Origin of the sequence: Arthrobacter sp. 9AX (assembly GCF_902506095.1) — a bacterium.
Lineage (GTDB): Bacteria > Actinomycetota > Actinomycetes > Actinomycetales > Micrococcaceae > Arthrobacter.
In genome coordinates this window covers 1,056,308-1,073,278 of record NZ_LR733293.1, presented here as the reverse complement: position 1 = coordinate 1,073,278, position 16,971 = coordinate 1,056,308, and the positions used below count along the sequence as shown (strand labels likewise).

General features: G+C 66.7%; 15 protein-coding genes and 2 riboswitches. Of the genes, 3 read left to right on the top strand and 12 right to left on the bottom strand.

Annotated elements, in window-relative coordinates:
• Nucleotides 1-208 precede the first annotated feature (208 nt).
• From BACI348_RS04980 to BACI348_RS04935, 10 genes are all read right to left on the bottom strand, one after another.
• The gene (locus BACI348_RS04980; RefSeq protein WP_159824216.1) at nucleotides 209-3,238 is read right to left on the bottom strand and encodes an alpha-mannosidase; all 3,030 of its coding nucleotides are present in this window, start codon (nucleotides 3,236-3,238) and stop codon (nucleotides 209-211) included.
• A 145-nt stretch (nucleotides 3,239-3,383) separates the two neighbouring features.
• Nucleotides 3,384-4,271: a formate dehydrogenase accessory sulfurtransferase FdhD gene (gene fdhD / locus BACI348_RS04975; RefSeq protein WP_159824215.1), complete on the bottom strand. Its 888-nt coding sequence runs from the start codon at nucleotides 4,269-4,271 to the stop codon at nucleotides 3,384-3,386.
• A gap of 81 nt (nucleotides 4,272-4,352) precedes the next feature.
• On the bottom strand, nucleotides 4,353-5,732 hold the full coding sequence (locus BACI348_RS04970) for a molybdopterin molybdotransferase MoeA (RefSeq protein WP_159824214.1): 1,380 nt from the start codon (nucleotides 5,730-5,732) through the stop codon (nucleotides 4,353-4,355).
• Complete coding sequence (locus BACI348_RS04965) at nucleotides 5,729-6,022, bottom strand: DUF6457 domain-containing protein (protein WP_201298376.1); 294 nt, start codon at nucleotides 6,020-6,022, stop codon at nucleotides 5,729-5,731. Before BACI348_RS04965 ends, BACI348_RS04970 begins: the two co-directional genes overlap by 4 nt.
• 15 nt (nucleotides 6,023-6,037) lie before the next feature.
• Nucleotides 6,038-6,685, bottom strand: a complete 648-nt coding sequence (gene mobA, locus BACI348_RS04960) for a molybdenum cofactor guanylyltransferase (RefSeq protein WP_236557429.1) — start codon at nucleotides 6,683-6,685, stop codon at nucleotides 6,038-6,040.
• Nucleotides 6,686-6,802: 117 nt separating this feature from the next.
• Complete coding sequence (locus BACI348_RS04955; protein ID WP_159824213.1) at nucleotides 6,803-7,303, bottom strand: HNH endonuclease; 501 nt, start codon at nucleotides 7,301-7,303, stop codon at nucleotides 6,803-6,805.
• A 247-nt stretch (nucleotides 7,304-7,550) separates the two neighbouring features.
• Entirely contained in the window at nucleotides 7,551-8,300 is a 750-nt protein-coding gene (locus tag BACI348_RS04950) for an NlpC/P60 family protein (RefSeq protein ID WP_159824212.1), read from the bottom strand.
• Nucleotides 8,301-8,463: 163 nt separating this feature from the next.
• Nucleotides 8,464-9,138, bottom strand: coding sequence for a C40 family peptidase (locus BACI348_RS04945; protein WP_159824211.1), 675 nt, complete (start codon nucleotides 9,136-9,138; stop codon nucleotides 8,464-8,466).
• A gap of 70 nt (nucleotides 9,139-9,208) precedes the next feature.
• Nucleotides 9,209-9,371: riboswitch (cyclic di-AMP (ydaO/yuaA leader) on the bottom strand.
• Nucleotides 9,372-9,518: 147 nt separating this feature from the next.
• The gene (locus BACI348_RS04940; RefSeq protein WP_159829793.1) at nucleotides 9,519-10,340 is read right to left on the bottom strand and encodes a M23 family metallopeptidase; all 822 of its coding nucleotides are present in this window, start codon (nucleotides 10,338-10,340) and stop codon (nucleotides 9,519-9,521) included.
• Between the two features lie 10 nt (nucleotides 10,341-10,350).
• Nucleotides 10,351-10,591: riboswitch (cyclic di-AMP (ydaO/yuaA leader) on the bottom strand.
• 109 nt (nucleotides 10,592-10,700) lie between these two features.
• The gene (locus tag BACI348_RS04935; protein WP_159824210.1) at nucleotides 10,701-11,408 is read right to left on the bottom strand and encodes an iron-dependent transcriptional repressor DtxR; all 708 of its coding nucleotides are present in this window, start codon (nucleotides 11,406-11,408) and stop codon (nucleotides 10,701-10,703) included.
• Between the two features lie 278 nt (nucleotides 11,409-11,686).
• On the opposite strand from BACI348_RS04935, the gene serC reads away from it, so the two are divergent.
• Nucleotides 11,687-12,817: a phosphoserine transaminase gene (gene serC / locus BACI348_RS04930; protein WP_159824209.1), complete on the top strand. Its 1,131-nt coding sequence runs from the start codon at nucleotides 11,687-11,689 to the stop codon at nucleotides 12,815-12,817.
• 64 nt (nucleotides 12,818-12,881) lie between these two features.
• Here the strand turns inward: serC and BACI348_RS04925 are convergent, their stop codons facing one another.
• Nucleotides 12,882-13,565, bottom strand: coding sequence for a DUF3027 domain-containing protein (locus BACI348_RS04925; RefSeq protein WP_159824208.1), 684 nt, complete (start codon nucleotides 13,563-13,565; stop codon nucleotides 12,882-12,884).
• 6 nt (nucleotides 13,566-13,571) lie between these two features.
• Nucleotides 13,572-13,955 carry a cold-shock protein gene (locus BACI348_RS04920; protein WP_050056250.1) on the bottom strand — a complete coding sequence of 128 codons (384 nt, stop codon included), beginning with the start codon at nucleotides 13,953-13,955 and terminating at the stop codon, nucleotides 13,572-13,574.
• 278 nt (nucleotides 13,956-14,233) lie between these two features.
• Here BACI348_RS04920 and BACI348_RS04915 point away from each other — a divergent pair, with 278 nt between their 5' ends.
• Both BACI348_RS04915 and BACI348_RS04910 read left to right on the top strand, forming a co-directional pair.
• A complete protein-coding gene (locus BACI348_RS04915; RefSeq protein ID WP_159824207.1) occupies nucleotides 14,234-14,467 on the top strand; it encodes a hypothetical protein in 234 nt (77 codons plus the stop codon).
• Between the two features lie 10 nt (nucleotides 14,468-14,477).
• Nucleotides 14,478-16,958 (top strand): helicase-associated domain-containing protein, encoded by a 2,481-nt coding sequence (locus BACI348_RS04910; RefSeq protein ID WP_159824206.1) that lies wholly within the window; start codon nucleotides 14,478-14,480, stop codon nucleotides 16,956-16,958.
• The last annotated feature ends 13 nt before the right edge of the window (nucleotides 16,959-16,971 follow it).

Here is a 16,971-nt window from a genome sequence, read left to right as displayed (position 1 = left end):
ATGTGGAACAATCATGGATGTGTGAAGGCGGGGGTTGCAGGGCGTTTACGAACGGGGATATTTTCTTGAACGTGGCAGCTCCGGGGGCCTTTGCACGCTTTGGGGGGATGAGTGGTGGCGGCCGTTGGGGACCGCCCCCACTCAGCCATTTAAGGACCTTTTCGGCCTCTTTCCGGCCGTGCGACAGCTTCTGCCGGTCCAGCGCCGGTCAACGCCGGGCAAGGCGCAATGTCACTAGCTGGAAGGGCCGCAGCAGCAGCTCGGCGCTATCCGGGCCCGGCTCCACCCCGCACGCCTCGGCGGGCCGCTCCAGCAGGTCCACCGGTGTGACACGCCGGACAGGGAAGTTGGCTGTGAGCCTTCCGGCCGAGCGCTGCCCCAGGGACTCGTACAGCCTGACGATCACGTCGCCGGAGCCGTCCTCCGCAAGTTTCACCGCCTCTACAACCAGAGCCGCATTGGACACCGAAACCAGTGGTTCCACAGGTGTGCCGCCCTTGACCAGGCGGGGCACGAGGTTGGTCCGGTAGCCCTCCTGGACGGCACCGGCAATGTCAGCCCCAGGCCTGATGGTGACCGTCAGTTCGTGCTGCCCGCGGTCGGCGTCCGGGTCTGGAAACTTCGGGGCACGCAACAGTGACAGGCGCACTGTGGTGGTGGTGCCGCCGTCGGCCTCCCTGATGCTCCTGCCAACATCGTGCCCGTAGGTGGACGAGTTCGAAACCGCTACGCCGTAACCCGGTTCCCCCACGTGGATCCACCGGTGTGCACAGATTTCGAACTTGGCTGCTTCCCAGGACGTATTGGTGTGGGTGGCGCGGAAGACGTGGCCGAACTGTGTTTCCGCGGCGGACCGGTCAGCCCGGACATCCAGGGCAAAGCCGAGCTTCAGCAGCTTTTCCCGCTCCTGCCAGTCCGCAGAAGTGGTGATGGACAGTGACGGACTTCCGGCGGCAAGGCTGATGCGCTGGCTGATGGCAGAGGATCCTGCCATCCGTTCCACCACAACAGCCGTCCCGCCGCCGTCGTCGTCCAACCGGACGCACTGGACGCTGGTCAGTGGGGTGACATTGCGCCGGTAGAACTCGTCGATGTCCCAGGCGTCCCACTCATTGGGCGTGTCCCGGTGCAGCTCAAGCAGGTTGCCGCGCTCCCCCGGGGCGATGGCTTCCCGGCCGCTCGCGTAGTCCTTGAGCGAGGTGATCAGTCCGTCGGCGTCCACCACGGCCCGGACGATGCCGTTGTCCAGGACGTAGCCTCCGTCCTGTGCGGCGGCCCGGGAGGGCAGCGCCGGCGCGGCCGGTTCCGCCGCGGCAAGAGCCGGAACGCCGCTTCGCGGATGCGGGGCGGCATTCAAAAGGAAGGTCCGCTCCCCGGTGCCGAGAACGGCAGCGGCTGCGCCGGCGATGAGCACTTCGAGGGCAACGGCGATAGCCTCATAGTTGCGCTCGGCGTCCTGGTGGACCCAGGCGATGGAACTGCCCGGCAGGATGTCGTGGAACTGCTGCAGCAGCACCAGCCGCCACAGCCGCTTAAGCTCGGCCGCCGGATAGGTATACGAGTCGGTGCGGACGGCCGCGGTGGCGCACCACAGCTCAGCCTCCCGCAGCAGGTGTTCGCTGCGCCGGTTGCCCTTCTTGGTCCGGGCCTGGCTGGTGTACGTACCGCGGTGCAGTTCGAGGTACATTTCACCCACCCAGACCGGCAGGGACGGATATTCAGCCTCTGCCTGCTGGAAGAAGCTAGCGGCTGAGCCGATCCGCACCTTCGGTGAGCCTTCCAGGTCCGCTGTCCTGGCAGCAGCGGCAAGCATTTCCCGGGTGGGTCCGCCGCCGCCGTCGCCATAGCCGAAGGGAACCAGCGACACCGTGCCGCGGCCGTGGTCACGGTAGTTGCGCTCGGCGTGGGCCAGTTCGCGCCCGCTGAGCTCTGAATTGTAGGTGTCCACCGGCGGGAAGTGCGTGAAGAGCCGGGTGCCGTCGATGCCCTCCCAGTTGAAGGTGTGGTGGGGCATCCTGTTGGTCTGGTTCCACGAAATCTTCTGGGTGAGGAACCACTTGCTGCCGGCGGACTTGACGATCTGCGGCAGCGCTGCGGAGTATCCGAAGGAGTCCGGCAGCCAGGCTTCCTGGCAGTCCACCCCGAACTCATCAAGGAAGAAGCTCTTGCCCTCAACAAACTGCCGGGCCATGGCCTCCCCGCCCGGCATGTTCGTATCTGATTCCACCCACATCCCGCCCACCGGAACGAACTGGCCGGCACGGACCTTCTCCCGGATGCGGCCGAAAAGTTCGGGATAGAACTCCTTGATCCAGGCGAGCTGCTGTGCCGAGGAGCAGGAGAAGACGAAGTCCGGGTATTCATCCATCAGGGCCACTACGTTGGAGAACGTCCTGGCGCATTTGCGGATGGTTTCCCGGACGGGCCACAACCAGGCGGAATCGATGTGGGCATGGCCGGTGGCCACCAGCTGGTGCGCAGACGCATACGCCGGCCTGGCCAGGACCTCGGCGAGCGCTTCGCGTCCGGCCGCTGCCGTGCCGGGTACGTCGTCCGGGTCCATCAGGTCCATCATCCGCTCGAGGGCGCGGAGGATCCCGTGCCGCCGCGGCTGCTCCCATGGCAGCTGCTCCATGAGCCCGGACAGGGTCCAGATGTCCTGCTGGAGTTCCCACACTGTCTGGTTCAGCTCGGCAATGGCGATGTTTCCCAGCCGGTACTGCGGGGCCGTACCGGCGGTCGACTTGTCGCCATACGGGGTGGCTGCGAAGGTCCAGCCCTGCGCTACGTCCGGGTTGGCGGCCGCCTCCACGTAGAAGTCCACCGCCATACCGCCGCCGAGCAGCTTTAACGGGATGTACTGGTTGCGGGGCGAGACCGCCTTGATGATGGAGCCGTCGGCGCGCCAGGCGATGCCTTCGCACTGGAAACCGGGGACCTCGATGGTGAACCCCAGGTCAACCACCACCTCCACCGTGGTGTCCGGCGCGGCGCCCCAGAATTCCGGCACCTCGCCTTGCACGCGGAGCCACTTGGTGCCCCACGGCTTTCCCCACGGCGCGCCGTGTTCCTGCGGCTGGAAGTCCTGCCGCATGGCCTCGAGGGCAGGAACGGGTTCATCGGGAACGTCCCAGCTGCTCAGGGTCAGCGGCAGGCTCCGGCTGTAGATTGCAGGGGTGATGCGTTCGCGGACGAACCTCTCAAGGCGGACTTCCGTGATCCGTCGGTCGTCATGCAATGTTGGCCCTCTTAAATGCTGGAAACGTGGACCAAGGTGTCCATTCGGTGAATAAATCTACCCGCTGGTAGCTTACTCGCGGAAGGCCTGCGCGGGATACCCCTCAAGCGGTTTCCGACAATATCAGCGGAACCGCAGGGCAGGCTTACGAAGGCACCTCCGCCGGAGTCAACGCAACAGGCCTGATGATCCGCTGGTCGCCGGTGTAGATGTTGAGGCTGGTTCCGCGGCTGAATCCAGCCAAGGTCAGGGCGCTCGCTTCGGCGAGTTCCACGGCAAGGCTGGAGGGAGCGCTGACGGCGGCCAACACCGGGATACCGGCGAGCGCCGCTTTCTGCACCAGCTCGAAGGAAGCCCTGCCCGAGACCTGCAGGACAGTCCCGCGCAGCGGGAGCAGCCCTTCACGCAGGGCCCAGCCCACTACCTTGTCCACGGCATTGTGGCGCCCCACGTCCTCGCGGAGGCACAGAAGTTCCGCGCCGCCGTCGTCCCCTATTTTGAACAGCCCGGCAGCGTGCACTCCCCCGGTCTCCTCAAAAACGCGCTGGGATTTCCGCAGCAGCCCGGGCAGCGAGGCGAGGAGTTCCGCGTCGATGGCCAGTGGATCCTCGTCCAGGCTGTAGCGGGAGGACTTCTTGACGGACTCCACGGAATCCGTTCCGCAGATGCCGCAGGAACTGGACGTATAGATGTGGCGCCCGATCGAGGGAATTGTCACGTCGGGCCGGAGCTGGACCTCCACCACGTTGAAGGTCTGCACGCCGTTCTCATCCTCGCCGGCGCAGAACCGCAGCGACACAAGCTGCTCGGCGCTCCAGATGATGCCTTCGGAGACCAGGAACCCGGCCACCAGGTCAAAGTCGTCGCCGGGGGTGCGCATGGTCACCGAGAAGGACAGCTGGCCCAGCCGAATCTCCAGCGGCTCCTCCACTGCGAGGACATCCTCGCGGTGCCGCACCGGAAATTCGAGGGCTTTCGGAGAGCCGTCAAGGACGTACTTGTGCACCTTGCGGCGCTGGGTCACTCGGCCCATGGCCACTCCTGGGTGTTCATACATCCATCATGGCAATTGCCCGGGCCGGATACCAGCCGGGACGCGTCCGGGCGGCTGCGGTCAGCCAAGGAGCGCACTCCAGTCGACCGGGCCGGGGGTGGCCGGCTTGGCAGCCGCCCGTCCGGGCCGCGCAGCGTTTCGGGGCTTTGCTTTCGAACCGGGATCCGCCGGCACGGGAATGGGCGGCCCCCAGGGCAGCGCGAAGGCCGGGACGGGCTCGCCGAGCTGGACGCCGTGCGGCGGCACCACCAGCACGCCGTGCGCCGAGGCCAGGCCGCGCATCATGCCCGGACCCGTATGCTGCGCCGGCGATGCCATTCCATACACCAGGCGAAACGGCATCAGGCGCGTGCGCCCGGGGTCAGGTTCGATGATGCTTCCGCAGGGCACCTCCTGCATCGCCGGCAGCTGGCCGTGCCCCAGCGCCGCCAGCAGCGGCGCACCCACCGTGGACAGCGCCATCATCGCGGCGAGGGGATTGCCCGGCAGGCCCAGCACAAACCGACCGTCCGGCAGTTCCGCGAGGACCGCAGGGTGACCTGGCCGCATCGCGATCCCGTCGATAAGGAGCCGCCCGCCCAACTCGGCCACTGCCCGGCGCAGGTGGTCGGTGCCCGAGCGTCCAGTCCCGCCTGTGGTGATCACGACGTCGGCCGGCAGGTCCGGCGCGCCGGGCACCTCCGGAACCACGTCTTCGAGGGCGGCAAGCCACTCCGCGTAGGAGTCGCCGATGCGCTGCTGGCCGCCCGCTGTTCCGCCGAGCATCTCCACCACGGCCGGCAGTTGCGGGCCGAAGGTGTCCCGTACCTGGCCTGGAACCGGGATGCCCTCGCTGACCACTTCGGAGCCGGTCAGCAGGAGCCGGACCACCGGCTTGCCCTGGACGGGCAGTTCGTCGTAGCCGGCGAGGGCCGCCAAGGCCAGATGCGCCGGGTTGAGCTGCACTCCCGCTTTAACGAGGATGTCCCCTTCGAGGGCTTCCTCCCCGGCTTTGCGGATGTGCTGGCCCGTGCGTGGTTCACCGGGCCGGGCGCCGCCGCCGGTCATCAGGACAGGGAGCCCGTCTTCGTCCTTGCCCAGCTCTGCGCTTTCGCTGCGGAGTATGGCCTTTCCGCCGGGGGGTATGAGCCCGCCGGTCACGATGGGGCTTGCCTGGTGCGGCGCCAGCCGCGTGCCGGGTTCGGCGAGGATCCACGGCCCGGACCCGTTGACAGCCCAGCCGTCCATGGCCGAGGACGCGTAATGCGGCATGTCCTGCAGTGCCACGATGTCCTGGTCCAGGACGCGGCCAAGGGCCAGGTGCAGGGGCACGGGCCCGGCAGGGATGGGTGCTGCCGCCGCGAAGGCGGCCTGGCGGGCTTCCTCCCAGGTGTGGGCGAGGTGCCGCTTTTCCTCCGGTTGGCCTGCTGAACCGCGTTCTTCCCCGGCTCCTTCAGTCATTCGCCGGGGGTCCCGGCGGCTTCAGCGTCGTAGTCGGCAGCCAGGGAACGTGCCACTGCGAGGGCCTCTTCCATCGAGGAAGCCTCGGTGCTTTGCCCGGAGCCTGAGGCAAGGCCGGCGGCATAGCCGGCGATGAAGGTGGTCAGGGGCGCTGCCGGGCGCACCACCGAGTGCGCCGCCACGCCCGCGAGGGCCAGGATGGCATTAACGTCCACCTGGACGTCCTCCAGCTCGTAGGCCTGGAGGAGGGACCTGCACCATTCCTCCAGCGTTTCATCCTGGCTTTTCACTGTTTGCCTCCCAATTCAACTGCTGCCGCGCCGGTCCTGGCGCACGTCCGGGTTCCCGGCGTCAACTCCTAATGCGGCGGCATCATCCCACGTATCCACATCTGCTGTGGAACCGGCGGGGACGGTGACAAGCTGCACGTCCAGACTAGCAAGGAGGGACCGCATGGAACCGTTGATTAAGCCGCCGCGTGCGCGCAGCTCCTGCACGGCCTTTTTTAACCCACTGGTGCGGTAGAAACCAACCAGCATCTGGGGCTTGCCATCCTCGGAACAGGCCATCACTCCGTCCCTGGCCTGCCCTTCCGATGTGAGGAATTGCGTCAATGCCTCCACGGCGCTGGCCGCCCTGGGCATGTCGCAGGCGAGCACCAGGGTGAAGGAAGATCCACCGCCCGCCGCGGACAGCACTTCCAGCCCGGCAGCCACCGCAGCAGCCGGTCCCGCGAATTCGGGCTCCTCACGGCAGGAGACAACCCCTGCCGGCAGCGGCCCCGGATCCGGGCCCACCACTGCTGTCAGCGACGCGCCTGAACCGGCGCCCAGTGCGAGCTCCAGGAGGGTTGCGCCTTCAAAGACCAGCCCCTGCTTGGGCACCCCGCCCAGACGGGACGAACGTCCGCCGGCCAGGATCACGGCGTCGAAGTCCAGCCTGTTACGTTCCACTCCCCCAGCCTAATCGGGCGCGGTCCAAGGCCAAGCCCGAAGGCCGGCAACAACAGTCCGGGCACCACCTGTTCCGGCAGCGCTTACTCAGGCGGCGCCTGTTCCGGCAGCCCTTGCTCAGGCGGCGCGCTCGGGCAGCAGGAACGGATCCCAGGCAGGCGTGGGCTTTTCGAGTTCCTTGATCTGCCAGATGGTGCCGTGCGGAGGCTCGGGGACAAACAACAGCTTCCAGCCCATTTCCGCGGGAGTGTGGTCACCCTTGGCGTTGTTGCACCGCAGGCAGGCAGCCACGAGGTTCTCCCAGGACTCGGCACCGCCCCGGGACTTTGGGTGGACGTGGTCGATGGTGTGCGCAGCCTTTCCGCAGTAGGCGCACTTGTGCCCGTCACGCCGCAGCACACCGCGTCTGCTGACCGCCGTGGACTGGTTGTATCTGGGGCGGATGTAGCGGTTCAGGAGGATCACGGACGGGCGGCCCAGGATCTCCTGGGGTCCCACCACGGGATCATCCCCCTCGGCGACGACGCTCGCTTTGCCCGTGAGCACAAGCACCAGCGCCCGGCGGAAGGTGATGACCGCCAGCGGTTCATATCCAGCATTCAGAACGAGAGTGCGCATGCACGTACCTCTTCACGGCCGCACCCGTCAGGGGCACGAGGGCCGGCTGCCCTCGGCATGTCCGGGCTATGGATCGACACCACAAGAGTAAACAAAGAAGTCCACTATCAGCTAATTCCGGTGACGTCACCCGCCGTGTCCTGCCGAAAGGCTGCGGCGGTTTGTCCGCTTAACGCAAGACGACCCCCGCCTCAGGAGGCAGGGGTCGTCTTCAATCCCGATCAGCCCGGACAGCCGGGCCAGGGTGTCAGTTGACGCGGATGAAGACCGGGCCGGAACCGACGTTGGCGCTGAAGACAACGGTCTGGTTGCCGTTGTAGCCACCGTGAACGGCCTGGCCGTTTCCGGCATAGACAGCCACGTGCGCCATACCGGCGCCGCCATCGGCGTAGTAGATCAGGTCGCCCGGCTGCGCTTCGGCGGCGCTCACGGTACGGCCCAGGGAGAGGTAACCGGCAGGCCAGTCATGGAAGTTGATTCCGACGGCGGCCAGGGAGTTGGTGACCAGCATGGTGCAGTCCTGCATGACGCCGAGCTGGGCGTAGGCAGCGGAGAGGATGGCTGCACCCTTGCCGCTTGCCGAGGCAGCGGGGGCCGAAGCCGGGGCGGACACCTTGGCGGCAACCACGGGCTTCGCCGCGGGAGCGGCCGCTTCCTGGACCTCCACCTCGGGCTTAGGGGCTTCCACGACCGGAGCCGGCGTGGTGGTCACCGCTGGCTTCTCGAAGGAAATGTTGATGGTGGACTCAGCCGAAATCGGAGCCGCAACCGTTGATTCAACTTCCAGGTTGGACGCCGGAGCGGAGTCACGCTGGACGTTGGCGTCGGCGGCATTGGCGGCCAGGCCGCTGGTGAGGACCAGGCCGGAAGCGGCGGCGATTACTGCTGCCTGGCGTCCGACGCCGCCTGCGTTGTCGCCGACAGCCTTGGCAATGATGGCCAGCGAGTTGGTTTTGGGGGCCTCGGCACGATGGCGTGCGGTTGCACGGGTAGTCATCAATTCTCTCTTTCGTTTTCCCCCGTCACCTTGTAGGCAGACAGGGGGCTTTGGACGTGCCGGCATCTTGGGGGTACGCCGGCACGTCCCGAACGGGGATGTGTGATTTAGCGGAAAGCTTGGTGGGGCAAAGAAAAAGCCCTTGGACCGGAAGGTCGAAGAACTAGTTCATGGTGAAGAACGCGGAGGAGCCGGTGGCGGCAACCGCGTGCAGCAGCGTTCCCTGGGAGGGGTTCAGGGCGCTGATCATCATGCCGTTGCCGACGTAGATGCCAACGTGCGCGCCGCCGTTCTGCATAACAAGGTCTCCGGGCTGCGGAGTGGAAGTCGGCTTCATCGCAGTCCACGCGTTGGTGCGGGGGATGCTGATGCCAGCCTGGGCGTAGACCCACTGGGTGAAGCCCGAGCAGTCCCAGCCGGTGACCGGGCTGGTGCCGCCCCACACGTACGAGTGGCCGATGCCGGTGTACGCGATGGCGGCAATGCCCGAGGTGGCAGCCGAGGAGACGGTTTCGGCCAGCTTCTCCGTTGCGGAGGCAGCAGTTCCGGTGGCAGCGTTTCCATTACCCGAGTCGGTGGACTGGGTGCGGACGGCCTGAACCTTGGGAGCGGCGGTGGTCTTGACCACCGGGCGTTCGAAGGAGACGGTGGCCGTCGGCGCAGCCGTAACGGCAAGGGCGCTCTGGGCGGACCCGGACTCGGTCGAGGCGGACACACCAGCGGTGGTGTCTGCGGCATTGGCAGGCAGTCCCATGGTCAGGATGAGGCCGGATGCAGCTGCGATGACTGCAGCCTGGCGACCAACTGTCCCGGCATTGGCACTAACAGCCCTGGACATGGTGTCCAGGGGGTTGGTACGAACCGTTTGCGCACGGTGGCGCGCAGAATTATGGCGTGAAGACACGAAGGTAGCCTCTCCCAATGCCTGCGAGGTGAGCTGTCGGATTCGGATGGGAGTCACCCGGCCGCTCCGCTTCCAAGGAAGCTTTTGCGACTTAACCCCAAGGCCTTTCAAATACAAAGGCCAAAATTGGTTCCCCCGCCCCTGCCAGACGATGTCATGCGAACGGACCTTGAGCGGTGGCAGAGTTAGGCAATCCGCACAAGAGCGTCAACTTCGGAAAAGTTGACGCGAGTTAGACGGTACAGCAGTTTCGAGCGAATGTCACATTCAGGTCACGGCAGGTCAAGATCATTTGAGAGTCCACGGTCACTTGACTAGAGCCAGCCTGTGGGGTCCACCACTTCGCCGTTGACCTGGACCTCGAAGTGGAGGTGGCAGCCGGTGGAGGCCCCCGTGGTGCCGCTGAGGGCCACCACGTCCCCGCGGGAGACGGTTTGCCCTTCCTTGACGCTGAAGGACGACAGGTGGTTGTAGGTGGTCTCCAGGCCATTGCCGTGGTCGATCACCACGCGGTTGCCGCCACCGAACTGGTGCCAGCCCACGAAGGTCACGGTTCCGGTGGCGGCGGCCATCACGGAGGTCCCGCACTGGGCCACGTAGTCCTGTCCCCGGTGGAAGTCGCCGTTGCCGCCGGTGATGGGGCTGACGCGGTAGCCGAAGGGAGATGCGGTGGTCATCACGGCCAGCGGAGCGCCGAGGCTTCCGGCGGAGGCGGCGCGGCTGATGGCGCCTGCGGACTGGGCGCTGAGCAGCTGCTTCAGCTTGCCGTCGGGGTCGGCCTGGGTGACAACGGCCGAGCGGCTGAAGTCGATCTGCGCTCCCGCTTCGGCGGAAACCTGGGGCTGCGGCGTCACCGACGAGGCGGCCACCGGGGAGCCGCCCGTGGCGTCTGTGGCCATCACGGGGCTCGTGGCCGGAACGGTTACGGTGAGGACCAGGCCGGTGGCAGCCAAGGCGATGCCGGCCTTTTGGCCGATGCCGCTGGCTGCGGCGAACTCCGTTATCTGGCGGAGGGGACCTCGACGCCTGCGCGCATCACGGTGCAGATCGCGGGGGCGCTCCGCAGTGATGACCTCGACGACACGCGGCGTCGAAGCAGGGCCCGCCGCGCGGCGGCGTCCCCTGGAATTCTGCATGGTCAAGAAGGGTTCCTCTCTGGAAAGCCTGCGGAGTTAGCTGTCGGATTCGGGTCAGAGAGTTCAAAGACCCGGTCCGCCGTAAGCAAGCTTCGGCACAGAGGTATCCCCGTAAGGATCCTTCGCTGGAAGAGGCTCGCTGCTGACGGACTTCACCCCAAGGCAGTCCCCCGCTGCCGGTTGTGGTTCCCCCGCCTCTGCCAGTTACGACTCGTGCTCCCGATCCGCTGGCAGAGCTCGGCTCCAAATCAGGTAACGCTTTAATATCAACGCTTGGTTTAACTATAGGGGCTTAAGACCCTAAGTAACAATTCCGTTATCTTTGCGGAAATGGCCCGTTGCGGGGTAGGGCGGCCGGCCTTACGCCGCGGGCCGGCGGATTGCCACAAACACGTGCGCGGCCACCTCGGGCGGCAGTTCCAGGGCCCCTTCAATGCCCGGAACCCGCACCGAAATGTAGTCGCCCACCCGCTCCAGGGATACGGCAGCACCCGGGCGGATGCCGCCCTCGTCGAGCTGGGACAGCAGCTCGGGCTCAACCTGGATGGGCTCCGCGAGCCGGCTCACCGTCACCACTGAGGCAGGACCGTAAGACTTCATCGCCTCAAGAAGGCTGATGGCGCCGTCGGCAAAGCCCGGGGACGGGGCACCGCCCAGGGCGTCCAGGCCCGGGATCGGATTCCCGTAGGGGGATTCCGTGGGGTGGTTGAGCATCTCGTAGATGCGCCGCTCCACCCGCTCGCTCATCACATGCTCCCAGCGGCAGGCTTCGTCGTGGACGTAAGCCCAGTCCAGCCCGATCACATCGGCGAGCAGGCGCTCGGCCAGGCGGTGCTTACGCATAACCTCAGTGGCGCGCTTGCGGCCCGTCTCAGTCAGTTCGAGGTGCCGGTCTCCGGAGACAACCACCAGGCCGTCGCGCTCCATCCTGCCGATGGTCTGCGACACCGTGGGACCGGAGTGCCGGAGCCGCTCAGCGATGCGCGCACGAAGAGCAACGATGTTCTCTTCTTCGAGCTCCAAAATGGTCCGAAGGTACATTTCCGTAGTGTCGATCAGATCCGTCATCCAGCTCAGCTCCTCGAGCGCAGTACCTTGCGTTGTCCCACCGTATCGCCTTCACCGCGACGTAGTCCGTGGAAAAGCTTAGCCTATTTTGACTTAGTCCGAATAGTTCACGCCCGTGCTTTGCAGGCGTCTCATTGGCTGGACTATGACGGCCCAGGTTCCCGCCGAAACAGCGCGTCAGGCAGAATGAGGAAGGCCCTGGTCGCAGTCACCGCCGGCTGCCGGCCGCCAACACCCGTCCGGACCAAAGTTACGTCCACGCCGAAATTGGAGCACCTGTGAGCGAAACCAGCATCACTATTCCCGCCGACCTCCTTCCCAAGGACGGACGGTTCGGCGCCGGGCCTTCCAAGGTCCGGCAGGAGCAGATAGATGCGCTGTCAGCCGCGTCAAAGAACATCCTCGGAACCTCCCACCGCCAGGCGCCGGTCAAGAACCTTGTGGGCTCCGTCCGCGAGGGCCTGAGCCAGTTCTTCCGTGCACCCGAGGGATACGAAGTGGTGCTCGGGGTGGGCGGTTCCACGGCTTTCTGGGACATTGCCAGCTTCGGTCTGGTCGAGAAGAAGGCCCAGCACCTTTCCTTTGGTGAATTCGGCTCCAAGTTCGCCGCTGCCACCAACAAGGCCCCGTTCCTGGACGCGTCCTCCATCATCAAGTCAGACCCCGGCACCCGCCCCTCGGCCCAGGCCGAAGCGGGCGTGGACGTTTACGCCTGGCCGCAGAACGAGACCAGCACCGGCGTGTTTGCCCCCGTGCAGCGGGTCGCCGGCGCGGACGAGGGAGCCCTGGTCCTGGTGGATGCCACCTCTGCTGCCGGTGGGCTGGACGTCGACGTGGCACAAAGTGATGTCTACTACTTTGCCCCGCAGAAGAACTTTGCCTCCGACGGCGGACTGTGGCTCGGCCTCTTCTCCCCTGCTGCCCTGGAGCGCGCCGCCCGGATCAAGGCCAGCGACCGCTGGATTCCCGACTTCCTGGACCTGCAGACGGCCATCGACAACTCGCGCCTGAACCAGACCTACAACACCCCGTCGCTCTCCACCCTCGTGACGCTGGACGCGCAGGTGCAGTGGCTGAACTCCAACGGCGGCCTGGACTTCGCGTCCGCCCGCACCGCTGACTCCGCCGGCCGCATCTACAGCTGGGCCGAGGCCTCCGGGTTCGCCACGCCCTTCGTCACCAACCCGGACGAGCGCTCGAACGTTATTGCCACCATAGATTTCGACGAGTCCGTGGACGCGGCCGCGGTGGCCAAGGTCCTGCGCGCCAACGGCATCGTGGACACGGAGCCGTACCGCAAGCTGGGCCGCAACCAGCTGCGCATCGCAACGTTCGTGGCCATCGAGCCGTCCGACGTGTCCGCCCTGCTCGCCAGCATCGACTACGTGGTGGGCGAGCTGCGCAAGTAGCGGAACGCCTTAACGTACGACGGCGCCGCCCGGGTTCATCCCGGACGGCGCCGTTTGTTTGTGGTCAGGAAAGTTCCTGGTCCTGTTCCGGTTCCTGGTCCTCCCAGGCGGCCGTGGCAGCATCAGCCTCTCCTGCACCGACTGCTTCAGCATCAGCTTCTGCCGCAGCAGCGGAATCCACGGAGACGGGGCCGGTCCCCGCCCTTTCCGGTTCCTGCCCCGGTTCCTGGTCCTGCTCGGGCTCCGGTTCCTGCTCCTGCTCCTGCTCGGGCTCCGGTTCCTGTTCATCTTCAGGCCGCACCCGCTCTGCCCACGGAACCCATTCCGGGGCCAGGATGGAGTCCTCGGACGGCAGCAATCCCAGCTCGTTGACGGTCACAACCTTGGAGCGGGAGTTCCGGGTCAGCACCGCGAACCACTGCCACCCGCCGTAGCCGGGCAGCCGGGACTCAAAAAGATGCGTTACCAGGCGGTCGCCTTCGCTCTTGGCAGCCAGGTGGGCTCCAATATCCGATGCCGCCGTGATGCCCTCGATCGCGCTCCGTGCAGTATCCACGGCGGCCGCCAGGAAAGCGTCCGGCTTGCCGGTCCGCCAAACCGGCACGCCGGCGCGCGGCTTGGCTGCCCTCACCGGCGCTGGCGCGGGCGAGGGCGACGTGGCAGCGGGGGCAGTGGACGTGGTGGCGGGGGCTTCGGCTTCCCGGGCCACAGGCTCCTGCGGCTCCGGCAGATCAGCTTCCGGAATCATCGGGGCCTAAACGTCCAGCTCGTCGGCAACCTTACGCAGGGCGGCGGCGATAGCCTTGCCCTTGTTGCCTTCCGGGTATTTGCCTTTGGAAAGGGTTCCGGACAGGTTGTCCAGCACGGTCACCAGATCCTGGACCAGCGGAGCAAGGTCCCGGGCGCTGGGCCGCTTCGCCTTGGCGATGGACGGCGTCTTGTCCAGCACGCGCAGCCCCAGTGCCTGGGCGCCCTTGCGGCCGTCGGCCACACCGAACTCAACGCGGGTGCCGGCCTTCAGCTCCGTGACACCCTCGGGCAGCGAGGATTTGGGCAGGAACACTTCCTGGCCGTCTTCGCCCGCGAGGAATCCGAAGCCTTTGTCCTTGTCATACCACTTGACCTTGCCGGTAGGCACGTAATCAACCTTCTTCGTTCTGACGTCTTGAGACACGGCCAGCCGTCACCGCATCCGCATTGTTGTGCGGGTTCAAGGTATGACAGCTGGAGACCGTGTTGGTCTGTTTCCCCCAAGGTTATCCTGCCCATGCCGTAATCCTGCTTTCAACCGCTTCCTCCCCGCCCGTGCGCAGCCCCATAAGCCTATGGCCAGGGAACCCCGTGGCCATAGGCCCATGACGGCCGCCCCAGCCCCAGTACCTGCGGGTGTCGGACCGGGCTGTTAGCGTTGCGTTTATGACTCCCTCGCGTTATCGGCGGCCCCTGACGATCTTCGCCGCAGTTATTGCCGTGCTCTCGCTGGCCGCGGTGGCAGCCGTAATGGCGCTTGCCTTCGCCGGGTCCGTGGCTCCGGCCTGGGTCACTTACACGGCGCTCTACGGCCTGCCGCTGGCGTTCCTCCTGATGCTGTTCCTTGTCCTGGACAGCGTCGCCGGGCGCCGCCGGGCAGGAAAACCGGACGGGCGGTAACGTTGGACTGATGTCCCTTATTCGCGCGCTCAGCAAGGACCTGGAGGCCCGCAGCGACGACTCGTTGCGGGCGCTGTTCGACGCGCGGCCGGACCTCATATCCCCCACCGTTCCCGATTTCGCCGCCCTCGCTGCCAGGGCCAGCGGCCGGGTCAGCGTCCAGCGGGCCCTGGAGCGCCTCAACCGGCCCCAGATGCAGGTCCTGGAAACACTCCACCTGAGCACCAACACCGATACCGAACACAGCGCGTCGGCCGCGGGGCTGCGGAAACTGATTTCGGGGTCCACCCTTGCCGCCGTGGAACGGATCCTGGCATCACTCCAGGAACTCGCGCTGGTGCACCGCGCAGACCCCCCGCACGGGACCCCGCCCGGCAAGCAGCGCTACTACCTCCCCGTGGGCAGCCTCAAGGACGTGGTGGGGATCTACCCGGCCGGGCTGGGACGGAGCTACACGGAGCTGGTGCGCCTCCAGCCGGCGTTCGCGCAGCGGGCCGTGCAGCTTGTTGGAGAACTCCACCGCAGCGGCGCGGCCATCCATGGTGCCACTACGCCCATGGAGGCGGCGCTGGCGCTGCAGCACTGGACCTCGTCCCCGGAAGCCTTGCAGCACATACTGTCCACCGCTCCGGAACGGACCACGGCGCTGCTCGCCAAATTCCGGAACTGGGCCATGGGCGCCGTCCCCCAGGCGCAACGCAAGGCATCCATCACCAGCGAGGGGCCCGACGTCGGACCCGTCGACTGGCTGCTGGCCCGTGGCCTGCTGGTGCCCTTGGACGCAGCCCACGTGGAACTGCCGCACAGCGTGGGGGTTTCCCTGCGCGGCGGTGCCATCATCAATGACTTCGCCCTGTCCCCGCCCGTTCCTGAGCTTGGGACCACCACCGCCGCGCTGCGGCGAAACGCGGCGCTCGGCGCCATCGCCGAGACCCTGCGGCTGGTGGGCGAAATGCTCCATGCCGTCAAGGAACAGCCGCTGGCAACGCTCCGCAGCGGCGGCGTGGGCGTCCGCGAGATGCGGCGGCTGTCGGAGGTGCTCCGAATCGACCAACCCCGTGTGGGGCTGCTTCTGGAGCTCTGCGGGCTGGCAGGCCTGATCCGGCTGGATGTTGACTCGTCGTCCTGGGTTCAGCCGGCCGAGCTGGAGTGGCTGGTGCTGCCCCGGCAGGAACAATGGCTTTGGCTGGTAAATGCGTGGCTGGCCAGCGAGCGCGTTCCGTCCATGGTGGGCCAGCCCATCAACGGGACCCTGGGCGCGGCGGCAGGGCACCGCGCTGCGTCCGGGAGCACCGTCATCGCCTTATCGGCGGAAGCACAGCGCCCCGACGCCCCGGTGGTGCGCAAGCGGATCCTTGAGATCCTGAACGAACTTACACGGGAAGCGGCGGCACCGGACGGCACCGCTCCGGTGCTCAATGCAGCCGCTGTCCTGCAGCGGGCGGAGTGGGCCCAGCCACGGATGGCGCGGCGCTTCAGCTCGCTGATCCGCGGGGTACTGGGCGAGGCGGAACTTCTCGGTTTGCTGGGCTCCGGCGCGCTGAGCCAGCTGGGGAGCGCCATCGCCAATGATGATCCGGACGCCGCACTCGCCATCCTGGGCGAGCACCTGCCGGCGGAGCTGAACCATGTGCTCCTGCAGGCGGACCTTACTGCCGTGGCCCCCGGCTATCTTGCCCCCGGACTGACCGAGAAACTGCTGGCCATGGCCGACGCCGAGGGGCAGGGGCCGGCCACCATCTACCGGTTCTCTCCCGGTTCCATCCGCCGGGCCCTGGACGCGGGGCATGGCGCCCCGGACCTGCTGGAGTTCCTGCGGGAACACTCAGCCACGGCCGTTCCGCAGCCGCTGCAGTACCTCGTGGAGGACACAGCCGCCCGCCACGGCCGGCTGCGCGTCGGCGGCGCAGCGAGCTTCATCCACAGCGAGGACGAGGCCGCGCTGCTCGAACTGCTGCAGGGGCCCAAAACCGAGGGGCTCGGCCTGGTCCGGATTGCCCCCACTGTCCTCATCTCAACCTCTCCCCCAAGGGAAACAGCCAACGTCCTCCGCAGCCTGGGGCTCTCGCCGTCCCTTGACGAATCGGAGCAGCCTGTTCTCCGGCTCCGGCGGGTACCGGCCCCGAACACTCCTTCGCGGCCTGTCTATACCGCCCCGCGGACAGCACCGGGAGCTAAGGAGGTCCAAGCCCAACTGGACGTGCTCCGGCACCGCCCTGCCGCCGTCGTCAGCCACGCAGGGGAGGCGGACGTCGGCTCGGAGGCAGCCACCCAGCTGGGCCTGGAGGCCCTGCAGCGTGCCATCCGCCTCAAGCAGCGGATCAGCATGAACGTGGTGGACGGCATGGGGAATGCCAACCTGGAGATTGTTGTTCCCCTCTCAGTGAGCGGCGGACGCGTCCGGGTCTTCGACCCCGCGAAGGACACCGAACGGGTGCTGTCCATCCACCGCATTATCGACATTGAGGCCGCAGAGGAACTGCGCCAGTAAAGGACCTCCCCGC